Annotated in this window: 23 protein-coding genes; 21 read left to right on the plus strand and 2 right to left on the minus strand. The window is 40.0% G+C overall.

The genetic code is table 11. The features are described 5' to 3' along the window. The first annotated feature begins 30 nt into the window (after positions 1-30). From O2S85_RS09295 to O2S85_RS09335, 9 genes are all read left to right on the plus strand, one after another. Positions 31-1,293, plus strand: a complete 1,263-nt coding sequence (locus O2S85_RS09295) for a tetratricopeptide repeat protein (protein WP_269412368.1) — start codon at positions 31-33, stop codon at positions 1,291-1,293. Positions 1,294-1,339: 46 nt separating this feature from the next. After that, on the plus strand, positions 1,340-1,915 hold the full coding sequence (locus O2S85_RS09300) for a ReoY family proteolytic degradation factor (protein WP_269412369.1): 576 nt from the start codon (positions 1,340-1,342) through the stop codon (positions 1,913-1,915). Positions 1,916-2,018: 103 nt separating this feature from the next. Further along, complete coding sequence (locus O2S85_RS09305) at positions 2,019-2,480, plus strand: DUF2487 family protein (RefSeq protein WP_269412370.1); 462 nt, start codon at positions 2,019-2,021, stop codon at positions 2,478-2,480. A gap of 126 nt (positions 2,481-2,606) precedes the next feature. Then, positions 2,607-3,119 (plus strand): QcrA and Rieske domain-containing protein, encoded by a 513-nt coding sequence (locus O2S85_RS09310; RefSeq protein ID WP_269412371.1) that lies wholly within the window; start codon positions 2,607-2,609, stop codon positions 3,117-3,119. 6 nt (positions 3,120-3,125) lie between these two features. Next, on the plus strand, positions 3,126-3,800 hold the full coding sequence (qcrB, locus tag O2S85_RS09315) for a menaquinol-cytochrome c reductase cytochrome b subunit (protein ID WP_269412372.1): 675 nt from the start codon (positions 3,126-3,128) through the stop codon (positions 3,798-3,800). Positions 3,801-3,818: 18 nt separating this feature from the next. After that, the gene (locus tag O2S85_RS09320) at positions 3,819-4,595 is read left to right on the plus strand and encodes a menaquinol-cytochrome c reductase cytochrome b/c subunit (protein WP_269412373.1); all 777 of its coding nucleotides are present in this window, start codon (positions 3,819-3,821) and stop codon (positions 4,593-4,595) included. A 132-nt stretch (positions 4,596-4,727) separates the two neighbouring features. Next, the gene (gene lhaT, locus O2S85_RS09325) at positions 4,728-5,303 is read left to right on the plus strand and encodes a lipoprotein heptaprenylglyceryl N-acetyltransferase LhaT (protein WP_269412535.1); all 576 of its coding nucleotides are present in this window, start codon (positions 4,728-4,730) and stop codon (positions 5,301-5,303) included. A 135-nt stretch (positions 5,304-5,438) separates the two neighbouring features. After that, positions 5,439-5,636, plus strand: coding sequence for a sporulation protein YpjB (locus O2S85_RS09330; RefSeq protein ID WP_439649456.1), 198 nt, complete (start codon positions 5,439-5,441; stop codon positions 5,634-5,636). Between the two features lie 60 nt (positions 5,637-5,696). Next, entirely contained in the window at positions 5,697-6,386 is a 690-nt protein-coding gene (locus O2S85_RS09335) for a zinc metallopeptidase (protein ID WP_269412374.1), read from the plus strand. Between the two features lie 135 nt (positions 6,387-6,521). Here the strand turns inward: O2S85_RS09335 and O2S85_RS09340 are convergent, their stop codons facing one another. Continuing rightward, positions 6,522-7,394, minus strand: a complete 873-nt coding sequence (locus O2S85_RS09340; protein WP_269412375.1) for a YitT family protein — start codon at positions 7,392-7,394, stop codon at positions 6,522-6,524. A 176-nt stretch (positions 7,395-7,570) separates the two neighbouring features. Between O2S85_RS09340 and O2S85_RS09345 the strand changes: the two genes are divergently transcribed. The 12 genes from O2S85_RS09345 to nth all read left to right on the plus strand — a co-directional run bounded on the left by O2S85_RS09345 (position 7,571) and on the right by nth (position 20,323). After that, complete coding sequence (locus O2S85_RS09345; protein WP_269412376.1) at positions 7,571-7,909, plus strand: nucleotide pyrophosphohydrolase; 339 nt, start codon at positions 7,571-7,573, stop codon at positions 7,907-7,909. 20 nt (positions 7,910-7,929) lie between these two features. Continuing rightward, complete coding sequence (dapB, locus tag O2S85_RS09350; RefSeq protein ID WP_269412377.1) at positions 7,930-8,727, plus strand: 4-hydroxy-tetrahydrodipicolinate reductase; 798 nt, start codon at positions 7,930-7,932, stop codon at positions 8,725-8,727. 9 nt (positions 8,728-8,736) lie between these two features. Further along, positions 8,737-9,153, plus strand: coding sequence for a methylglyoxal synthase (mgsA, locus tag O2S85_RS09355; protein WP_269412378.1), 417 nt, complete (start codon positions 8,737-8,739; stop codon positions 9,151-9,153). Then, positions 9,150-10,307 (plus strand): N-acetyl-alpha-D-glucosaminyl L-malate synthase BshA, encoded by a 1,158-nt coding sequence (gene bshA / locus O2S85_RS09360; RefSeq protein ID WP_269412379.1) that lies wholly within the window; start codon positions 9,150-9,152, stop codon positions 10,305-10,307. Before mgsA ends, bshA begins: the two co-directional genes overlap by 4 nt. Then, the gene (locus O2S85_RS09365; protein ID WP_269412380.1) at positions 10,231-11,490 is read left to right on the plus strand and encodes a CCA tRNA nucleotidyltransferase; all 1,260 of its coding nucleotides are present in this window, start codon (positions 10,231-10,233) and stop codon (positions 11,488-11,490) included. The genes bshA and O2S85_RS09365 overlap by 77 nt, the downstream gene beginning before the upstream one ends. Further along, entirely contained in the window at positions 11,466-12,443 is a 978-nt protein-coding gene (locus O2S85_RS09370; protein ID WP_269412381.1) for a biotin--[acetyl-CoA-carboxylase] ligase, read from the plus strand. The genes O2S85_RS09365 and O2S85_RS09370 overlap by 25 nt, the downstream gene beginning before the upstream one ends. Positions 12,444-12,582: 139 nt before the next feature. Continuing rightward, positions 12,583-15,384, plus strand: coding sequence for an ATP-dependent DNA helicase DinG (gene dinG / locus O2S85_RS09375; RefSeq protein ID WP_269412382.1), 2,802 nt, complete (start codon positions 12,583-12,585; stop codon positions 15,382-15,384). A gap of 446 nt (positions 15,385-15,830) precedes the next feature. Next, positions 15,831-16,376, plus strand: a complete 546-nt coding sequence (locus O2S85_RS09380; protein ID WP_269412383.1) for a cell wall elongation regulator TseB-like domain-containing protein — start codon at positions 15,831-15,833, stop codon at positions 16,374-16,376. A 14-nt stretch (positions 16,377-16,390) separates the two neighbouring features. Beyond that, positions 16,391-17,575 (plus strand): pyridoxal phosphate-dependent aminotransferase, encoded by a 1,185-nt coding sequence (locus O2S85_RS09385; protein ID WP_269412384.1) that lies wholly within the window; start codon positions 16,391-16,393, stop codon positions 17,573-17,575. Positions 17,576-17,579: 4 nt separating this feature from the next. Next, positions 17,580-18,872: an asparagine--tRNA ligase gene (gene asnS / locus O2S85_RS09390; RefSeq protein WP_269412385.1), complete on the plus strand. Its 1,293-nt coding sequence runs from the start codon at positions 17,580-17,582 to the stop codon at positions 18,870-18,872. A gap of 121 nt (positions 18,873-18,993) precedes the next feature. Continuing rightward, positions 18,994-19,674 (plus strand): DnaD domain-containing protein, encoded by a 681-nt coding sequence (locus tag O2S85_RS09395; protein ID WP_269412386.1) that lies wholly within the window; start codon positions 18,994-18,996, stop codon positions 19,672-19,674. A gap of 1 nt (position 19,675) precedes the next feature. Continuing rightward, positions 19,676-20,323, plus strand: a complete 648-nt coding sequence (gene nth / locus O2S85_RS09400; protein ID WP_269412387.1) for an endonuclease III — start codon at positions 19,676-19,678, stop codon at positions 20,321-20,323. A 46-nt stretch (positions 20,324-20,369) separates the two neighbouring features. Here the strand turns inward: nth and O2S85_RS09405 are convergent, their stop codons facing one another. Next, positions 20,370-23,219: a PBP1A family penicillin-binding protein gene (locus tag O2S85_RS09405; protein ID WP_269412388.1), complete on the minus strand. Its 2,850-nt coding sequence runs from the start codon at positions 23,217-23,219 to the stop codon at positions 20,370-20,372. Positions 23,220-23,234: the final 15 nt, after the last annotated feature.

The following is a 23,234-nucleotide window of genomic DNA, read 5'->3' on the forward strand; positions in this document are numbered from 1 at the left end:
CTTTTTCAACTATGGAAAGGATGTACCAGCTTGGAAACGATTATGGAAGCAGTTCACTTGATGGAAAGTAAGAAAAGCGATGAAGCAATTGCTTTATTAGAAGATTATTTGCCAGTGGCTGATGAAGAAGAGCGCTTTACGATAGCAGAACTATTTGTCCAATGGGGTTTTCTGCAGGAAGCAAGCCAGATCTTGGAGGAGCTGCTGCAACAATACCCACATGAAGGTGAAATCAAGGTTATGTTGGCCGATATTTATATTGAGCTTGAAGCCGATGAAAAGGCGATTGAATTGTTAAATAATATTCATGAAACGGATGAATCTTATTTAGAGGCATTGATTCAACTTGCTGATTTGTATCAGGCACAGGGATTGTTCGAGGTAGCGGAACAAAAACTGCTTACTGCTAAACAATTAAATCCAACCGAACCGATTATTGATTTTGCTTTGGGTGAATTATTGTTTTCTACCGGTGATTATCTGAAGGCGATCACGTATTATCAAAAAGTGATCGGGGTAACAAAGGAAGTTGCAAATGTATCTGTCCCCGGTCGTTTGGCTGAGAGCTATGCAGCAATCGGGGAATATGAAGAAGCGTTGAAAATTTATCAGGATGTCGAACATGAAGATTCGGACACCTTATTTAAGTATGGATTAACCGCACACCAAGCAGGAAGAAGCGATATTGCGATAAAGGCATGGGAACATGTCGTTGAAATCGATCCGTATTACCACACTGTTTATTATCAATTAGCTAAAGCTTACGAAGAGGAAGAACTACCCAACGAAGCATACACCACAGCGAAAAAAGGGCTGCAGGTTGATGAGTTTAATAAGGAACTGTTTTTCTATGCAGGCACATTGGCGCATCAACTAAATGAAAATACTGATAGTGAAAAATGGATGCGGCAAGCAATTGCTTTGGATCCTGATTATAAAGAAGCGATCCTGTCATTGATTGAAATTTTTAAAGAAAAAAATCAGTATGCCGATATCATTGATTTGATTGAGGAAGTGAAAACAACCGGTGCGAATGACCCGCTATATGAGTGGGAGCTGGCAAGAGCCTACAATGAAACAGAATCATATAAAAATGCATTAAACCATTATCAAGAAGCATATAATAGCCTTAATAAAGATAGTGAATTTTTAAAAGAATATGCGTACTTTTTGACCGAAGAGGGGAGGATAGCTGAAGCACTGCCAATTTTTCGGGCGTATTTACAGTATCAGCCTGAAGATTATGAGGTAGAGGAATTTTATAATCGGCTGGATGAAGAAACAGACAGATGACAGATAATTAACTTTTTATACTAGAATAGTGAAGGAGGTAAATGATATGCAAACTCCTATTTCCGTACAAGATAAAAAGGAATTTATTCAATGGTTTTTAAATAATTATCAATTAAAAAAGCGTGAAAGTGTCTGGATTCTTAACTATTTGATCAACCATGAAGAGATATTGGCCAATGCTCACTTTATTAGGGAAGCGAGATTTTGCCCAAGGGCGATAATCATGAGTAGTCATTGCTCAAACGAAGTACCGTTTCGCTTTTACAAAAGTCAATTGGTAACAACCGATGCCGAAAAATCATTCCACGATATCCGTTTGAATCAGAAAGAGCCTTTATATATTCAATTAAATTTCCGTGATGCCAAGCAAAATGCATTATATGTAGCTATTTTAGAGGATAATCCGTTTGTCCCCGAAGATTATTTTATTACAAACAAGGATCGGGAATACGCGAAACGGCTATTGGATAAAGTTATCTACGATTATCAGCGAAATGCATTACAAACGGAAATTGATCAGGCACTTGATGAGAAAGACCAGCAAAAATTCACAGAGTTGGTGAAACGGTTACATAATCTGGAAAGAAAAAACCCCTTTCAACCTAAATTGCTGAGGCAATAGGTTGATTTTTTTTGCCTTGATAGATAAGATTTAGGTTAAGCGTAATTATTTCGCTTATATTTTTTATTTTTTTGTAAAACATAGAAGGAGAGGCAGGATTCATATGCAATGGAGTAAACCGGACTTACAACAATACATAAAGGCTAAGGAATATGTTGATACTTTAATTATTCCATTACTTCCGTTTCAGTTATCCCGCGATGAAAACCTGGAGAAAGATGCTTTTCGAGGGGATGTGCTGAATATTTTCACAAATGCAATTGAAAAGGAATTGACCGGTAGAGTATTATTAAGTCCAAACTATGTCTATTTGAATGAAAAAGACATGGATGCCGAAATCAAACGATTGAATCTGTGGGTCGAGAATGGTCTGAAACAACCGTTTGCGCATGTTTTTTTTGTAACGTTTGATTCAAAATGGAAAAGGCATGAGCGTGAACTAAATGGAACACTTATCTGGCTTGCAGGGATTCAAACCGGAGACATTCATTCCAAAGAAATGCAGGCCTTTATCAAAGAACAAGTGAATCAAATCGGGGAACTAATACAATCTTATTGGGTATAATACGAAACTTTTATAACAACAGGGATTATTTATTGACCGGACAAACAGTTTGCGCTATCATGGTAGTGTCCTAGTAATCTGATTAAATCATTATGTCCGTGAAAAACGAATAGAGGGGGGAAAATCATGAGTGAGAAAAAGCAACAGGTATCCCGTCGGCAATTTCTTAATTATACGCTTACAGGCGTAGGTGGTTTTATGGCAGCAGGTATGCTTGCTCCGATGTTACGAATGGCAGTTGATCCTGTCTTGCAGCCAACTACAAAAGGTGAGATGGTAAATGTCGGTATGTCTGTCGATGATCTTACCGATGAACCTCAACGTGTCGATTGGAAAATTGATCAGGTTGACGGATGGTATGAATCAGAAGTTGAGAAGGCAGCTTGGGTTTATAAGGATGATAACGGTGATGTTGTCGCACTTTCCCCAATTTGTAAGCACCTTGGCTGTTTTGTTTCCTGGGAAGGCAGTGATGACTTTCCCAACCAATTTTATTGTCCATGTCACGGGGGGCGCTATTACAAAAATGGTGTAAACGTTCCACATACACCACCAACTGCTCCGCTTGATGCTTATGAAACGAAGGTAAAAGATGGAATGTTGTTCCTTGGAGAAGCAAAACCACGAGGGGGGGCGTAATAAATTATGCTGCAGAAAATGTATGATTGGATTGATGAACGCGTTGATATTACGCCTTTATGGCGCGATATTGCGGATCACGAAGTACCGGAACACGTTAACCCCGCGCATCATTTTTCCGCGTTTGTGTATTGCTTTGGGGGCTTGACATTCTTCGTAACAGTAATACAAATACTTTCCGGTATGTTTTTAACAATGTACTATGTTCCAGATATCGAAAATGCATGGAAATCTGTTTATTACCTGCAAACAGAGGTTGCACATGGGCAAATTGTCAGAGGCATGCACCACTGGGGCGCAAGCGTTGTAATTGTAATGCTATTCTTACATACTTTGCGCGTATTCTTTCAAGGCGCATATAAAAAACCGCGTGAACTTAATTGGATGGTCGGAGTACTACTTTTCTTCTGTATCCTTGGACTGGGTTTCACGGGTTATCTGTTGCCATGGGATAACAAAGCATATTTCGCAACACAGGTTGGACTTGAAATTGCCGAACAGGTACCATTTATTGGGGAATGGATTAAGATTCTGTTATCCGGTGATGCGAGCATTGTCGGTGCGCAGACATTGACACGATTCTTCGCAATTCATGTGTTCTTCTTGCCGGGAGCGTTGTTTGCTTTAATGGCTGTTCACTTTTTATTAATCCGTAAACAAGGAATTTCCGGACCACTATAAAAAAAGGAGGGGGAAGCTGTGCACAAGGGTAAAGGAATGAAATTTGTCGGTGATTCACGGATTTCTGCCGATACAAAACCAAATATTCCAAAAGACTATTCAGAGTATCCTGGAAGAACAGAAGCTTTTTGGCCCAACTTTTTATTGAAAGAATGGTTAGTTGGTGCTGTATTCCTGGTTGGATTTCTCTGTTTGACTATCGCGCATCCATCACCGCTGGAAGGGATGGCTGATCCGACAAACGCAGGATATATACCATTGCCAGACTGGTATTTCTTATTTTTATACGAATTGCTAAAATATGACTTTGCAAGTGGACCGTATATCCTAATTGGTCTTCTTGTTATTCCAGGTCTTGCATTTGGAAGTCTGTTATTGGCACCGTTTTTGGACAGGGGCCCGGGCAGGAGACCACATCAACGGCCAGTTGCTGTCGGAATGATGTTACTTGCAGTTGCATCTGTCATTTGGCTTACTTATGAATCAGCTTCAGGTGTTGACTGGGAAGCACGTGCGGAGAATAATAAACCGGAGCCAGTAGCAGATGTTGAGATTGATGAAGATGACCCTGGTTTTGAAGTATTCAAAAATAATTGTGCATCCTGTCATGGTGACGATTTACAAGGTGGAGGGTCAGCACCTTCCTTAATTGGTATTGATCACTCAAAAGAGGAAATTGAGAAAATTGCTCAGGAAGGAACGGGCGACATGCCTCCAGGTGTGTTCAATGGTTCCGATAAAGAATTAGATCAACTGGCGGACTTTATCGTTTCTGTTAATGAAGATGCGAAATGACCGTTATCGGTTTGATGAAGACACCTTTGCCATATCAAATGGTGAGGGTGTCTTTTTCTTTCTTTAAATGATGTGGGGATACATTTGCACATCATTGCTTTTATTTTGCAGTGGAAAGGATTACAAATGGTAATGGTAAGGTACATATTACAAGACAGGAAATTCATCCTCTTTTTATTTATTGTTAATCTGTTGGGAACGATTTATGGATATATTTGGTATAAAACACAGTTAGCTATCACACCACCCATTTTTCTAATATTTGTCCCAGATAGCCCTACTGCCAGTTTGTTTTTTACCATTGTCCTTTTTTTCTTTTTGTTTCGAAAAAACGCCCCGTACATGGAAGCGTTAGCAATGGTTACACTATTCAAATATGGGATATGGGCAGTAGTAATGAATCTTTTAACTCTTTTTATCGACGGAAGTTTAAGTTGGCAGGGCTATATGCTGATTGCATCACATGGAGCGATGGCTATTCAGGGTTTGTTATATGCTCCTTTTTATCGGATAAAACTGCGTCATTTAACCGTCGCTTCCATTTGGACGTTGCATAATGATATTATTGATTATGTATTTGGTATGATGCCCATGTATGGGTCGTTGATGGTCTATATGAAAGAAATCGGCTATTTTACCTTTTGGCTTAGTATTTTATCTATTTTGCTTGCATATTGGCTAACACTTGGAAAACAATCAGAAAGGTAGGATAATTGTCCGTTATAAATATAATTACCCGCGCATACATTGATAATAGAAGATGTATGTGGGGTGATCACAATGAAACATCCGCAATTGATTAGCAAGCTGTTTTTTTTCGGCCTTGTTATTTCATCAATTTGGATGTATATACCAGACAACACGAATGCATTGCCGTTACATACGAACCCAGCCGTCAGGGCAACAAATGATATGAGTTTGTTTTACTGGTTTGTCGCAATTATTGGGGGGCTAATTGCGATCACATTGACGTATGTAAGTTACAGGAAATATAAAGGGGAACAGAAGAAAAGAGAGAAGGATAAAGAACAAAACAGTTGACTTTTAACAAATCTTTGACTAAAATTGACCATAAGAAGAATAATAAATGGAGGAATGTACATGTTTGCTGGATTTGGTGGATATATCATTTATATCATACTAATAATGGCTATCCCCCTTTTAGCTCAATCAAAAGTAAAGAACACTTATAAGTTATATGCAAAAAAACCAACTTCTTCCCAGATGACTGGGGCTGAGGTAGCTCGGAAAATTTTACATGACAATGGTATATATGATGTGGAGGTACAGGAAACAAAAGGATTTCTTTCCGATCACTACGATCCACGGAAGAAAGTTGTTCGGCTTTCAAGCGGGAACTTCCATGGTCAATCAATGGCATCATCGGCCATTGCTGCACACGAGGTTGGACATGCCATTCAAGATGCCGAGGAATATGCGTTTTTGCGGTTTAGGGGTGCACTGGCTCCAGTCGCAAACTTTGGTTCAAATGCTTCTTTTTTCCTAATTATTGCCGGATTTATTTTTAGTATGTGGAACCTGGTTCTTTTTGGGATTGTCTTCATGTCTCTTGCAGTGTTATTCCAGCTGGTAACATTGCCGGTTGAATATAATGCCTCGAATAGAGCGATGGCACAGCTTGTGTCAACGGGAATTATCCGGAATAATGAAGAGCGTGACACGAAAAAGGTTCTAAATGCAGCAGCTCTAACTTATGTTGCAGCAGCATTGGTGGCAGTTGCCGAATTACTTCGTTTCGTTCTCATGTACGTAGCGGCCAACCAGGATTAAGCGTATAATAACACTTTCATAAAATAAATTTTAAAAAAGGATGGTATCCACCATCCTTTTTTGCTGCTTAGAAAATTATAAAAAATTAATGCTGTGGATAACTTTGTAATCAGGATGAGCTTTCGCATTTGTTCTTTAGTCATGAATCGGTTTTTTATTTTCATCCAAGGTAAAACCCTCTCCAACAACATCATGTACTGAGCCCATAGCTACAAACGCATGGGGATCAATATTTTCAATAATCCCTTTTAACCGGACTATTTCATTACGGCCGACCACACAATAAAGTACATCACGTTTTTCCCCGGTAAAACTCCCTTTTCCAGCTAAAACAGTTACACCACGATCCATTTCATTATTAATTTTTTGTGCAATTTCTCCGCTATAACTAGAAATAATTGTCGCTCCTCTTGCAGCATAAGCTCCTTCCTGAATGAAATCAATTACCCGGGAACCAATATAAACAGCCACAAGTGTATACATTCCTTCGACAAGGTTAAGAAACACAATGACGGAAGTGGCAATCACCATGAAGTCAATCAGAAACAGCGTCTTTCCCATGCTCCAGCCGGCGTATTTATAGACAATTCGTGCAATGATATCGGACCCGCCAGTTGTACCACCATAGCGAAAAATAATCCCAAGCCCAATCCCAACGAAAACACCGGCAAAAAGGGCTGCTAATGTCATATCATTTTGAAGGTGAACAGCAAAAGGATGAATCTGAAATATGCTTAGGAATAGTGAAACTGCTACAGTTCCAATAATTGTATATAAAAATGTGTTCCTGCCAAGAAACCTCCACCCGATAAGAAATACAGGGACATTCAATACTAGGTTCATGATAGCCGGGTCCCAATTCCACAAAAAATAAAAAAGTAATGTTACTCCGGTAAACCCGCCTTCACTCAGGTTGTTTTGCATATTAAAATGGACAATGCCAAATGCGTAAATTGCCGAACCAACCAAAATTAACAAGATATTTTTCAATCTTAGCCCGAAAATCATCGAAAAACCTCCCATCTATAGCCTTCTAACAAAAAACGATCCCATACTTTTTTATTATAGTTAAATTCTGCCTCTTGAACAAACTTCAGTGTACGAAATAAATAATTTGTCAAATCCGCACCTTTTAGCTAACATAAATAGAGATGAATCTATATTAAAGGAGTGCGGCAATATACATGTCTTCGGAAACTGTTTTTACCACAAAGGAAATTCAAAAACGAGTGGATTCCTACATATCGCAATTTAAAGAAGGCTATTTCTCGCCATTAGGGTTGCTGGCGCGTCTTACTGAGGAAGTTGGCGAGATGGCGCGGGAAGTAAACCATTACTATGGAGAAAAGCCGAAAAAAACCACGGAACAAGAAAAAACAATGGAAGAAGAACTTGGTGATGTTATATTTGTGTTGACGTGTTTTGCAAATTCACTGGGGATTGACTTGTCCGAAGCATTTGAACGGTCGATCAGTAAAATCGAAACCAGAGATAAGGATCGCTGGACTAAAAAAGAGAACTAAATGACACAGGAGGGGAATTGATGAGTATAAAAGTAGTTATTGCAGGGCCAAGAGGAAGAATGGGATCGGAAGCCGTTCAAATGGTGCTACAGGAGGAAGCATTTGAGTTAGTTGCTTGTATTGACCGGATAAATGGTGGAAAACAGGTGAAGGATGTCGAGGGAATGCCAGATTTGACGACACCTATTTTTGAGCAGGCAGGTATGTGTTTTGATCAGGTTGAGGCAGATGTATTTGTTGATTTAACAGTACCAAACGCAGCATTTGAACATGCTAAACAGGCTTTGAATCATCTTGTACGTCCTGTTATCGGCACATCTGGTCTTACCGATGAACAAATTGACATTTTATCACAAATTTCCAGAGAGGTGAATACCGGCTGTCTGATCGCCCCCAATTTTGCTATCGGTGCCGTTTTAATGATGCAATTCGCGAAAATGGCGGCAAAACACTTTCCAGATGTAGAAATTATCGAAAAGCATCATGATCAGAAGCTGGATGCGCCATCTGGATCCGCGATCAAAACAGCACAACTGATTTCTGAAACAAGACAGGAAAAACAACAAGGTCATCCGGACGAAACGGAAACGATGACAGGAGCACGTGGGGCAACGAAGGACGGGATGCATATCCATAGTGTCCGTTTACCTGGGCTCATCGCCCATCAAGAGGTGATATTCGGTGGATCAGGGCAGTCACTGACCATTAAACATGATTCGTTTAACCGAGCATCTTTCATGGATGGTGTTCGTTATTCCATTCATCAGGTCACGAACCTAAATGAATTGGTTTATGGATTGGAAAACATTTTAGAGTAGGTGACCAATATGAATATTGCTTTAATTGCCCATGACAAAAAGAAACAAGATATGATCCGTTTTAGTATTGCCTATCAAAATATCCTATGTAAACATACCCTGTATGCGACAGGGACAACAGGTAAATTGATCAGTGAAGCAACCGGCATGTCTGTCCACCGGTTCCAATCCGGTCCTCTTGGCGGGGATCAGCAAATCGGGGCAATGATCGCCAGTAATGACATGGATGTGGTGATATTTTTCCGTGACCCGCTCACTGCGCAACCGCATGAACCTGATGTTAGCGCGCTAATGCGTTTGTGTGACGTGCATTTAATTCCGTTAGCAACCAATATCGCCGCGGCGGAAATTACGATCTTTGCCCTGGAACGCGGTGATTTTCACTGGCGGGAGATTGTCCGACAGAAGAAGGAACCAAAATCATGAAAAAGATAGGCATTACTTGTTATCCAACAGTAGGGGGTTCGGGGATCATTGCAACGGAACTAGGCATGTTGCTCGCTGAAGCAGGAAACGAGATTCATTTTATTACATCAAGTTTACCGTTTCGCCTTGATCACGTTCATCCCAGAATTTACTATCACGAAGTTGAACTTAATCACTATCCGGTATTTCAATATCCACCATATGATCTGGCACTTGCCAGCAAAATGGCCGAAGTCATCGATCAGGAAAAATTGGATATATTACATGTGCACTACGCGATGCCACACGCCATTTGTGCACTGCTGGCGAAACAAATCGCAAATCGTGATGTGAAAATCGTGACAACATTACACGGGACTGATATTACCGTTTTGGGAATCGATCGCACATTCAAGAATATGATCAAGCATGGAATTGAAGGATCTGATGCGGTAACTGCGGTCTCCCATAGTTTGGTCAGACAGACGATTGATATGCTGGGTGTGCATAAGGACATTTCGGTTATTTATAATTTCGTTAATGAACAGGAATACCATAAACGAAAATCAATGAATGTTAGACAACAATACGGGATTGAACCTGATGAAAAAGTGTTAATACACATCTCCAATTTCCGTAAAGTCAAACGAGTTCCAGATGTGATTCGTACATTCCATATAATTCAAAAGCACGTGAAATCAAAATTATTGCTGGTTGGTGATGGGCCTGAGTACTCCGATTGTCGACAATTGGTTGATCAATTACATCTGCAGGATCAGGTTTTGTTTCTTGGCAAACAAAAAAACGTTAGTGAACTGTTGTCGATCTCTGATTTAAAGCTGCTATTATCGGAAAAAGAAAGCTTTGGCCTGGTTTTATTAGAGGCAATGTCATGCGAGGTACCTGCCATTGGTACGAACGTTGGCGGCATACCGGAAGTAATTACACATGGTGAAACAGGTTATATTGTTGAACCAGGGGATTTGGAACAAGCTGCAGTATACGCGATTTCGCTATTGCAGGATGAATCCATGTTACAGGATTTTTCTGTAAAAGCACTCAACCGTGCGCGGACGGTATTTCATTCGCGTAAAATCGTTGACGAATACACCAGGTTATATGATCGTATCCTGGCAAATGAAAATGGTGATCAGTATGCAGACAAGCCCATTTAAAGAAGCCAAACCAATACTCAAACGGTTAGCAGAACACGGACACCAGGCATATTTTGTTGGTGGCTGTGTTCGGGATATGTTGCTTGACAGAGCAATTGGCGATGTCGATATTGCCACATCAGCCAAACCCGTTGAGGTACAACAGATTTTTGAAAAGGTTATTCCAGTTGGTATTGAGCATGGAACCGTAATTGTTCGCCACCAGCATGAATCGTATGAAGTGACCACCTTTCGTTTGGAAGGAACGTATAGTGATAACCGCCACCCGGATCAGGTTGAATTTATTCAGACGATTGAGCAGGATCTACAACGCCGAGATTTCACCATGAATGCATTAGCAATGGATATTGACGGAAATATTATAGATCCATTTAATGGAAAACAAGATCTGAAATATAAGCGAATTTGTACGGTTGGGAAAGCGGCAGAACGGTTTCAGGAAGATCCGTTACGAATGATTCGGGCAGTAAGATTTGTTAGTCAATTGGGGTTTTCGATAGAGCCTGTAACGCAAGCAAACATGATTAAGTTTCAACAACAAATAAAGGGACTTGCTGTTGAGCGAATTACCACTGAAATAGCAAAAATGTTTGCTGGAAAATTTATTCAACAAGGGATTGATTGTTTACGAAGCACGGGAATTTATCGACAGCTTCCTGTCATGGAGAAATACCCGGGGATTCTTTCCTTACTTCCTCCATCCATTCGCCCGTTACATTCGTTTGCTGAAGTGATTGCGTTATTTCATATTGTGAAACCAGCCATAACGATTGATACCTGGGTGAAACATTGGAAGTGTTCGAACAAGCAAAAACAGGAAGCAGTCCAATTGGTGAATGCCTGGCTCCATTATCAATCACTTGGACTTGACCAATGGCTGGTATATCGATTGGATAGGAACTATTTTTCCGGATTTGTCCGGTTGGGGAAAAACCTTAAAAATCCATTTGCAATATCTATAGACGATCTGGAGCGCAAAAGAAAATCTCTTCCAATTACCTCATTAAAAGAATTGGCAGTAAACGGCAATGATATTATCCAGTTGTTTCCAAATAGACAAAAGGGTTCCTGGATCAAGCGTTATTTATCCATTTTAGAGCGTAAAGTAGTGTACGGTACATTAAAAAATAATAAAAATGAATTGAAGGAGTGGATAATATGGAATCCACCCGAAACAAATTAATCAAGTTGCTAGCTGAAAACAAGGACAGTTATATTTCCGGTCAATTATTATCAGAAAAATTATCGATCTCCAGAGCAGCGATTTGGAAACATATGAAGGAATTAGAAAAAGACGGGTACCAAATTGAGGGCAAGTCCAAAAAAGGCTATCGAATTCTAACCTTTCCTGATAAGTTGAGTGAAAACACAATTCAGTGGGGACTTGATACATTTTGGTTGGGAAAAAAAGTGGTACATAAGGAAGTAACCGCGTCGACACAGCATATTGCCCACCAGTTGGCAAGGGAAGGGGCGGATCATGGTACTATTGTTGTTGCCGATGAACAGACAAGCGGGAAAGGCAGAGCGGATCATACATGGCACTCGGCAAAACAAAAGGGAATTTGGATGAGTATTATTTTGCGCCCTGCTATTTTACCGTATCTGGCACCACAACTTACCTTATTGACGGCTACCGTTATCGCGGATGTTCTAACAAATTATCAAATGACTCCAAAGATCAAATGGCCGAATGATCTGTTGTTAAATGGGAAAAAGACTGCCGGTATCCTTACTGAAATGCAAGCGGAACAGGATAAAATACAATACATTGTGATCGGGATCGGTATGAATGTGAACCAATCTGAAGAAGATTTGCCCACAGAAATACAGGATAGAGCAACCTCGCTGTTTTTGGAAAGCCATCAACACTGGAATATTAGACAGCTTATCCAAACGATCCTGCAAACATTTGAACTTGCATATAGCGAATACATGGACAATGGGTTTCCAGATGTAAAACATAAATGGGAGAGTTATGGTTTTAAAATAGGCCAGGCAATTCGGATCAAAACAATGAAGGAATGCTATGATGCAACATTTATGGGCATTGCTGAAGATGGTGCACTATTAACAAAAACCTCCAATGAAAAAATAAAAAAACTGTATTCAGCAGAAATAGATTGGTTTGGATAGTGGAAAACCTCTTTACGTAACTGAGCAAATTCAATAGTTGACGGTATGAAAAATCCTGCTATTATTGAAAAGAGGTTAGCGAGATAAGATTGGAGAAGACTTTTTTAGTTTTCTTTTCGTATCTGAGAAGGTGAAATAAATGGATAAATACGTCGTTATCGATCTGGAAACAACTGGTCATACACCGATACAGAATGATAAAATCATTGAAGTCGGAATTGTCACGATTGAAAACAATGAAATCACAAATACTTTTTCGACCTTTTTCAATCCGGAACGCAAAATTCCGACATTTATAACAAACTTAACGGGAATATCGGATGATGATGTTGCAGAAGCACCGATATTTAAAGATAAAGCGGATGAGATAGCCAATATGTTTGCAGATGGTTACTTGATAGCACATAATGTACCGTTTGATTTAGGCTTCTTGAATGAAGAATTGGCTGCACAAAACAAACCAAGGTTAACCAATCCAGTACTTGATACGGTGGAGCTTGCGCGTATCTTGTATCCACAAGCACCAAGCTTTAAATTAGGTCAAATCAGTCATTATCTGAACATTTATCATGATGATCCACATCGGGCTTTATCTGATGCATATGTGACGGCAAAATTATTTTTGAAACTGAAGCAAAAACTTGAATCATTACCTTATGAAACCATCGATGGGTTGTTGAAATTAGAAAAAACGCTAAAATCGGATATTTATCCGTTATTGTATAAACAGCATAAAAAGTTAGCATTTTCAACTGAAATTGACGATGATATAATGATTTTTCAAGGATTGGCATTCAAGAAGTTTTCCGACAAAAAAAGTGAACAAACCAAAGTCAATGTTTCTTTTGGGGAGTATCTGGACGCAATATACGAAGAAAACGGTACACTCCCATTGCAAATGGAGCATTATGAAAAAAGAGCTGAACAACGGGAAATGTCTGAGGCTATTTTTGATGCTTTTCAATCACACAAGCACGCACTAATGGAGGCGGAGACAGGAACAGGGAAATCGTTGGCATATCTGCTCCCTGCTGTTTATGAAGCAGTGAATCAGAAACAACGTATTGTCATAAGTACCTATACAACACAATTACAGTCACAGTTGCTCGATGAAGAGATCCCGCTAATTCAGCAACTGGTTCCTTTTCCTTTTAAGGTAGCACTCCTAAAGGGAAAAAGACACTACATAAGCCTTGAAAAATTCGCGCATGAGATGTCTTTGGAACAAACGGATAATTATGATGTCACCCTAACCAAAGCAATGATCCTTGTTTGGCTGACGGAAACCAATTCTGGAGACATAGACGAGATTCAATTGCCTTCAAGTGGGTATTTATTTTTTAAGCGTGTTTGTGTAGATGCAGAAGGTTATGCTGACCCTGCTTCACCATGGTTCCAAAAATCTTTTTATCAGCATGCAAGAAGACAGGCGCAAAAGGCGAACCTGATCATTACCAATCATTCGTTGTTATGTACCGATATATTTAACGATTATCAATTTCTTCCGAGTTACGATAAAGCGATCATTGATGAAGCACATCACTTTGAAGAAACGGCTTCCAAACATTATGGTCTAAAGCTTGATTATGCTAGTATTCATTATCGTTTAAATCAGATTGGTTCAACTGAAGAGAATAATTGGCTCGGAGGATTGCTGGCTCAATACCCTGTCGATCCAAATGAATCATTTTTGCTGAACTGGAATACCATTTTTCAGCAGACAAAGTATGAGGTGGATGATTTATTTCGCTTTTTGTTTCAATATGTTCTGGATCAGCAGCGAAAACAAAAATCATACAGTGATATTGGGAGGATCCAATACCGCTTTGAAAACGGAAAAGAACAAGCTGGACATTGGAAAGTAGTAAAAGAAATGACAACCAGATTGACCTTTTATTTCCGTGACTTAATTCATATATTGGCACAATTGGAGCAAATGATTGAATCCCGGGAAGGACTGGATAAAAACGATAAAGAGGCGATCCAATCTGTGATGGAAACCATTCAGCATTTGATTGATCAGCTTGAACAATTGTTTTTACTTGAAGATGACAGTCAGGATGTCAAATGGATCGAAATCGATGCAAATGGAGCGAAGAATGCTGTTTATTTGTATAGTGAGCCGGTTGCGATCGCCGGGTCGCTGGCCAAGGATTTTTTTGACCGGAAACAAAGTGTTGTGTTAACAAGTGCGACATTGACGATGAAGCAATCTTTTTCATTTATCCAAAATCGGTTGGGATTAACAGACGAGCGGTTAATCACTAAAAAAATTCAGTCTCCGTTTGCTTATGGAGATCAGGTACAACTAATGGTTCCGAATGATTTTCCTGATGTACGGATGGGAAATAGCGAGGATTATATTTATTCCGTATGTGAGTCGATCCTGTCACTGGCAGAAATTACCCAGGGCAGGATGCTTGTCCTGTTTACGTCCTATGACATGCTTAGAAAATCATACAATGTATTAAAAGAAACCATGGATTTATCAACATTCATGTTAATTGCGCAGGGTATATCCAGTGGAAGCAGATCAAGATTAAAGAAAAACTTTGTTCATTATGATCGAACCATTTTGCTTGGTACCAGCTCATTTTGGGAAGGTGTTGACATTCCTGGTGAGGATTTATCATGCCTTGTTATTGTCCGACTTCCATTTGAGCCACCGGATCATCCAATTGTTCAGGCGAAATCTGACCGTTTAAAAAATGATGGCAAGAATGCATTTATGGAACTTTCTTTACCAAATGCTGTGATTCGATTTAAACAAGGGTTTGGCCGTCTCATCCGCTCGGCAAATGATCGAGGGATTGTTTTTGTTTGTGATGCTCGTTTAATCAAAGCCAGATACGGTAAATATTTTACTGATTCCATCCCGGATGTACCAATTACATTTGATTCGACCATAAACTTAATTGAAAAAGCGAATGAGTGGTTTTAATATAAGATAACGACCAAAAGCTGGGCATGGCTTTTTCACTAAAAAAATGCTGATGCAAGGGCACATGCATCAGCAAAGATAAAAGGTATGGGCAAGGGAAATTTTTGTTGAAATAAATACAAACAAACACAAGCTTGTTATACTGAATAAGGAAATCCTTGATATTTATCTTCAACCGTACCATTATTTTTAGCTTGTTTTACGTTACTATGTGTAGCAAATATTGATAATAGAGGATGTTCAAAAAGTCCGGTAAAAATCACGCTTCAGGATAAGGGGATCTTCTGCTAAAGTCACCCACGTCCTGTAGGTAATGCAGAAGTCACCACATCCTGTAGAAGCTTTGGAGGGAACGCGATTGCAGGGGATCAGGATAACAGCAAAGGATTCAAAAGAACTGGTAATAAATTGTCGACCAATTATTATTAAAGGAAGGCTTGCTTTAGATGATAACAAGATATACGAAAGTTAAGCCTTATTCACATGCTGGTGTACCGACCTGGCTAAAGTGGGTTGTTATTATTGTATGTCTTGTTATTCTTATTAGTTTGATCTATTTCACCTATTTGTATCATACGATTTTGCAGGATAAAACAGACGGATTTGCGGAAACACAAGCTTATGTGCTGAAGAATACGAACATAACTGAAATTGAGGACATTACCCGTTTTCAAGCTGATCAGGGCTATACGATCGTTTTGGGTAAGGCCAAGGATCAAAAGGAGCAATACGTGTTTGTTCCGGAAAAAAAAGGTGCAAAAACGGTTGTCATTGATGCGAAAAAGACAAAAGAGAAACAGGACATCATTAACCAGTGGCAGAAGCAATGCGATCAATGTAAATTAGTTAAAGTTACCCCGGCAATGATTGATGAAAAGCCATTGTGGGAAGTCACATATTGGCAGGGTTCAGACAACTATATAATGGATTATTTATCGATTTACGATGGAGATCGATTTGAACAGATTCGCTTAAAAAGTATGTTTAATTAGAGGAAGGTGACAACATGGACTTAGCAAACCGGGTAAAAACAATAACACCATCATCAACATTGGCGATTACGGCAAAAGCAAAAGCATTAAAAGCCCAAGGGCACGATGTCATTGGCTTAGGAGCCGGTGAACCGGATTTTAATACACCAGAATATATTCTTGATGCGGCTGAAAAAGCAATGCGTGAAGGTTTTACCAAATATACTCCTTCAGGCGGAACAGCAGCGCTTAAGGATGCCATCATTAATAAATTTGCCAAGGACAATAAACTAACTTATCAATCGCAGCAAATTATCGTGACAACCGGGGCGAAACATGCGCTTTATACGTTATTTCAAGTATTATTAAACCCGGATGATGAAGTAATTGTCCCGGCTCCGTATTGGGTAAGCTATCCGGAACAGATTAAATTGGCCGCTGGTAAACCGGTGATTGTTGAGGCGAAGGAGAGTAATGATTTTAAAATAACTCCTGATCAACTGAAGGCAGCATTAACCGAAAAAACAAAGGCCATCGTCATTAACTCACCTAGCAATCCAACGGGAACGGTTTACAATAAAGATGAATTGAAAGCAATTGGTGAAATTTGTCTAAAACATGACATACTAATTGTTTCCGATGAAATTTACGAGAAATTGATTTATACAAGGAATGAACATGTTTCCATCGCGCAGTTGTCGGATGCATTGAAACAGCAAACGATTATCATCAATGGCGTGTCCAAATCACATGCCATGACCGGATGGCGCATTGGCTATGCGGCCGGGGATGAACAAATCATTAAAGCAATGACAAATCTTGCTTCCCACTCAACATCTAATCCAACGTCAATTGCTCAATATGCAGCGCTTGCAGCGTATACAGGCAATGATTCGACAACTAAAGAAATGAGAAAAATATTTCAGGAACGACTTAATACCTGTTACCGTTTATTAACTGAGATACCGGGCATTACTTGTAATAAGCCAAAGGGAGCCTTTTATTTATTTCCAAATGTAAAAGATGCTGTTGCAAGGAATGGCTTTGCAACAACGGACGAGTGGGTAACTGCATTATTGGAAGAAGAAAAAGTCGCTCTCGTCCCGGGATCCGGATTTGGTGCCGATGAAAATGTGCGTTTATCTTATGCAACTTCACTTGAATTATTAACAGATGCAATGACAAGAATCAATCGTTTTGTTCATCGCCATAGGAGGTAATTTTTTGAAAACAACAATCGCAGAAGTACCAGAACATGAAGGGCAAACTGTTACCATTGGTGCATGGCTTGCCAATAAGCGCTCAAGCGGAAAAATCGCTTTTTTACAGCTTCGTGATGGCACAGGTTTTATTCAAGGTGTCGTCGTAAAAAATGATGTAACGGAAGAAGTATTTCAGTTAGCTAAAACAATGACACAAGAAACATCGATGTATATTACTGGGAAAATTGTTGAAGATAAACGTTCGCCGTTCGGTTATGAAATGCAGGTCGAGCAGATTGAAGTGATCCATGAGGCAATGGATTACCCGATTACACCAAAAGAACACGGGACGGAGTTTTTAATGGATCACCGACACCTGTGGTTGCGTTCCAAACGACAGCATGCAGTAATGAAAATCCGAAATGAAATCATTCGTGCGACGTATCAGTTTTTTAATGAAAATGGCTATGTTAAAATCGATCCGCCAATTTTAACTGGTTCATCAGCTGAAGGGACAACCGAACTGTTCCATACAAAATATTTTGATGAGGAAGCATATCTTTCCCAAAGTGGACAGCTCTATATGGAAGCCGCAGCCATGGCATTTGGAAAAGTGTTTTCATTTGGACCGACTTTCCGGGCAGAAAAATCAAAAACAAGAAGGCATTTAATTGAATTCTGGATGATTGAACCGGAAATGGCCTTTGTTGACCATGAAGAAAGCTTAGAGATTCAGGAACAGTATGTAAGTTTTGTTGTGCAATCGGTGCTAACCAATTGCAAACTGGAGTTAGCGACACTTGAACGCGATACTTCGAAACTGGAAGCGATCAAGGCACCATTTCCAAGGATCTCATATGATAAAGCTGTTGAACTGCTAAAAGAAAAAGGCTTTGATGATATCGAATGGGGGGAGGATTTCGGAGCCCCGCATGAAACAGCAATTGCCGAAAGCTTTAATAAGCCAGTATTCATTACCAATTATCCAAAAGATATTAAAGCCTTCTATATGAAACCAGATCCAAATCGGGAAGAGGTTGTATTATGCGCCGATTTGATTGCACCTGAAGGTTATGGTGAAATCATCGGCGGGTCGCAGCGTATCGATGATTTGGCATTAATGGAGCAGCGTTATAAAGAACATAACTTGACCGGTGACGCGTATGAATGGTATTTGGAGCTACGTAAATATGGTAGTGTGCCACATTCGGGCTTTGGGCTTGGACTGGAACGAACAGTGGCATGGCTTGCCGGAGTTGATCATGTACGTGAAACCATCCCATTCCCACGTCTGCTAAATAGGCTCTATCCATAAAGAAAGACGCAAATATATTGACCGCTGCGACGTTGTTTTAAAAATCCCTTGTTCATACAGGGGATTTTTAAAATGGGCACAATAGGTTTGCTTTGCTATACTATGTATGGGGTGCATGATAATGGAGAGATCGATTCAAATTCAACAAATTTTACTGAACCAGCTGCAAATTCCGACTAGACTGTTAACCAATTACAAGTCGCTAGGGCTTAACGAAACAGAGGTAATGCTCCTTTTACAAATTTACCGTTTCATTTTTGATGAGAATGACTTTCCAACACCTGCAGAGTTAACATCATTTTTAACAATAAGTGAACAAGAATGCTCTGCCATGTTGCGAAAACTGATTCAAAAAGGTTTTTTGTCGATTGAACAAACGAAAGACGAGCAGGGAATTTGGAGTGAAATTTATTCGTTGGATCCACTTTGGGAAAAAATATTCTCAACAACAAAATCCGAAAAAGAGCCTGAAGAGGGTACGATATTTATTTTGTTTGAACAGGAATTTGGTCGTCCGCTTTCCCCTTTTGAAATTGAAACAGTGAATGTTTGGCTGGATGAGGACAGGCTTAGCATATCATTAATTAAAGCAGCATTAAGAGAAGCTGTTTTAATGGGGAAACTAAACTTTAAATATATTGACCGTATTTTGCGAGAGTGGAAAAAGAAGGGGATTCACACCGTTGAACAGGCGAGGGAAGCTACGCAATCATTTCATGACAAACAAATCCATAGCCAAACAAAAACAGCAACAAAACGGGATACATCCTTTTATTATAACTGGTTAGAGGGGGAAGAGTAACTTGCTATCCAAAAAACAGGTACAGTATTGTCTGGATGTCATGCGTGAGATGTTCCCTGAGGCAAAATGTGAATTAAACCATGATAATCCGTTTGAACTGGTTATTGCCGTGTTACTTTCCGCACAATGTACCGATACATTGGTGAATAAAGTAACAAAGGAATTATTTCAAAAATATAAGGAACCTGAGGATTATTTAGCCGTTTCATTAGAGGAATTACAACAGGATATTCGCTCGATCGGACTTTATCGTAACAAGGCAAAAAACATTCGCAAACTTTGTCAAATGTTAATTGATGACTATAATGGTGAGGTTCCAAGAACAAGGGAAGAACTGATGAAGCTGGCCGGGGTAGGGAGAAAAACTGCGAATGTGGTGGCATCAGTTGCCTTTAATGAGCCAGCCATTGCTGTTGACACACATGTGGAACGAGTAGCGAAACGATTGGCGATTTGCCGTTGGAAAGATTCTGTGTTGGAAGTAGAACATACTTTAATGCGAAAGGTTCCAAAAGAGGAATGGAGCCAAACCCATCACCGAATGATATTTTTCGGCCGTTACCATTGCCGTGCCAAAAACCCCAATTGCCCCGAATGTCCATTGTTGGATATTTGCAGAGAAGGGCAGAAACGGATGAAAAACAAATAAAAGAAGAGGCAACTCATGCTTGAGCTGCCTCTTCTTTTTATTGTCTCTATTCGTCTGTCTGGTTATCTCCATCGCTTTGATCCTGGTCTTGTTCCTCATCTTGATTTTGGTCGTTCTCATCTTGATGATCATTATTATCTTCATCGTCTTGAGGCTGATCTTGTTCCTCAGTTTGTCCTTGTTCTTCCTGGTCATCACTCTGTTGATCCGTATTATCATCTGCTTGATTGTCTTCATCAGCAGGTGAGTCATTTTCTTCGCCAGGAATGGTAACAGTTGTACGCTGGGTATCTCCTCGTTCACCCTCTGTGTCGCCATTTTTTCCAATCGGTGTTACCGCGATAGTGTATGTTGATCCTTCCTTGGCATTGTCAATCTTGATTCCATTTGAGTTGACTGTTTGCTGCTGTGATGCTCCATTATCAGATGTGACATTTACCTCAAATGCAGCAGCAGGCCCGTCATACTTCCATGACACATCAATGGTGCCATTATTATACGATGCGTTTAATCCGCTAACTGGCTTCATATCTTCATTCTTATCTTCGTCATCATCATTATCATCACCGCCAGGCACTTTTACCGTGGTTGTTTTCGCATCACTTGTTTCATCACCACTAACAGCGACAACTTGGATTTTATATTCGCTGCCTGGATCAACCTTGGAGATCTCCATTGATTTATCTTTTGTTGTAGATAATTCTTTCATATCCCCACCATCGACACTGGCACTTACTCGGTAGGAAACATCCTTGTCCCCATTATAGTCCCAATTAATCTTGATCTTCTTGCCATCATTACCGTAGTTTGCGGCTAAGTTACTGACTGGATCAAGCTTATCAAATTTCACGGATTGCTTTGATGGTTCGTTTCCTTTAACAAATAATTCGGTAATGACTTGCGAATCCGGTGTATTGCTGCTTGGTAATCGTGCAGGGTTTGATCCATTTTCCACACCCATCTCGACCACGGAGTTTGGCTGCTTAAAGTCTTTTGTATCGATGTTTTTCGAGATATAGGACATTGTATCCTTAAATATTGCAAGTGGAACCTTTGTATCAGAAATACCAATATTATCGTTATCATAACCAGTCCATATGGATATCGTATAATTGGTTGAATAACCCGTAAACCAGGAATCTGGACTGCCTTCCACATCTGTTTTGTTAGTAGTTCCGGTTTTACCGGCAACAGGAAGCCCGGGAATATTAGCCATTTCACCTGTACCACTGGACATGACGGTTTTTAACATATCTGTAATCATGTATGCAGTATAATCGGATATGACTGGTTTTTGTTTCGGTTTAAGCTTAACAGTCCGTCCATTTGGATATTCCACTTTTGTAACCGAATAAGAGTCGCTTGATACACCTTCATTGGCAAAGGCACGAAAGGCGGTTGCAATTTCAAGTGGGTTGGTTGTAAATGATCCACCGCCAATGGCATCTCCAACGGTCATATTGTTATCACCAAAATCGAGCCCTAAATCTTCGCCGAATTTTTGTGCTTTCGTATTACCGATTTCCTCGGCTGTTTTCAGGGCGGGAACATTTAAGGACTCCGCCAACGCCTTACGCATCGTAATCCAGCCTTGATATTGACCATTCCAGTTACCAGCTTTTTTATCTGTACCGGGATATTGGTATGGCTTGTCATCATTGATCTGGTGATAGGTTGACCAGTTTTCATTTTCAATCGCTGGGCCGTATGCCAAAACTGGTTTCATCGTTGAACCACCTTGACGGTTGATTTGAAGCGCGTAGTTAAACCCATCGTTTTCAAGTCCCCGGCCGCCACCGATGGCACGAATGGCCCCGTTTTGTGTATCCAATACTACCGCTCCGGCTTGTAGATCAACCATTTCATGGGTATTTGGATCTTCCACTTTTTCCGGATAATTAATCGGATTGTTATCGTCATCCGATAGCAGCAATTCAACATGTTCCTGAATATCCGGATCGAGTGTTGTGTAAATCTTAAGCCCATCGGTATAAATATCAGCATTCAGTTTATCTTTCACTTCTTTGCGCACTTTTTGTAAAAATGCTTCATAAGGTGTTTTGGATTCTGGCACCTTATCGGTTAATAGGGACTTTATATCTGTGTCTAGCGCCTTGTCAGCCTGTTCTTTCGTTATTTTTCCGTGCTTGACCATCAAGTGTAGTACTGTTTTCATCCGATCCTTTGTTAAGTCCGGGTGCTGTTTTGGGTTATATGCAGTAGGTCGTTGTGGCAGCCCGGCTAAAATGGCCGCTTCAGGCAATGTCAAATCTTTCAAATCAGTTTTTCCAAAATAAATTTGCGAGGCTTTTGCAACCCCATAAGCACCACTGCCGTAATATACTTTGTTCAAATACATTTCCAATATTTCTTCCTTGGAATATTTCCGCTCTATCTTTAAGGCAAGCCACATTTCCTGTACTTTTAAACCGATTTTTTTCTCATGAGATAAAAAAGATTTTTCCGCCAATTGTTGTGTAAGCGTACTGGCTCCCTGTGAACCAAAGCCATTTGTAATGTTGCCAACCACTGCACCGCCAACCCGTTTTAGATCAATTCCGTGATGCTTGAAAAAACGGGCGTCCTCTGTGGCTGTAACAGCATCTATTAATACTTGCGGAAGATCGTCATAACTAACCCTGGTCCGTTTTTCCGACCCCATATCAGCAAATAAGTCTCCATTTTTATCATAAATTTTTGAGGAGAAGGCATCCTGCAGTTTTGCTGCATCCAGTTTGGGTGCTGTAGCAATAAAGTATGTGAATGTGCCTCCAATGCCAATGACCATGGCCAAAACAATAATACCGACGATGAGAAATATTCGTTTCCACAATGGTTTCTTTTTTGTCTTTTTTTGCTTTCTTCTAGCTATACGAGATTGGCCATTATCTGCCATTACTTATTCCTCCAT

This window comes from Lentibacillus daqui, assembly GCF_027186265.1.
Taxonomy (GTDB): Bacteria; Bacillota; Bacilli; order Bacillales; family Amphibacillaceae; genus Lentibacillus_C; species Lentibacillus_C daqui.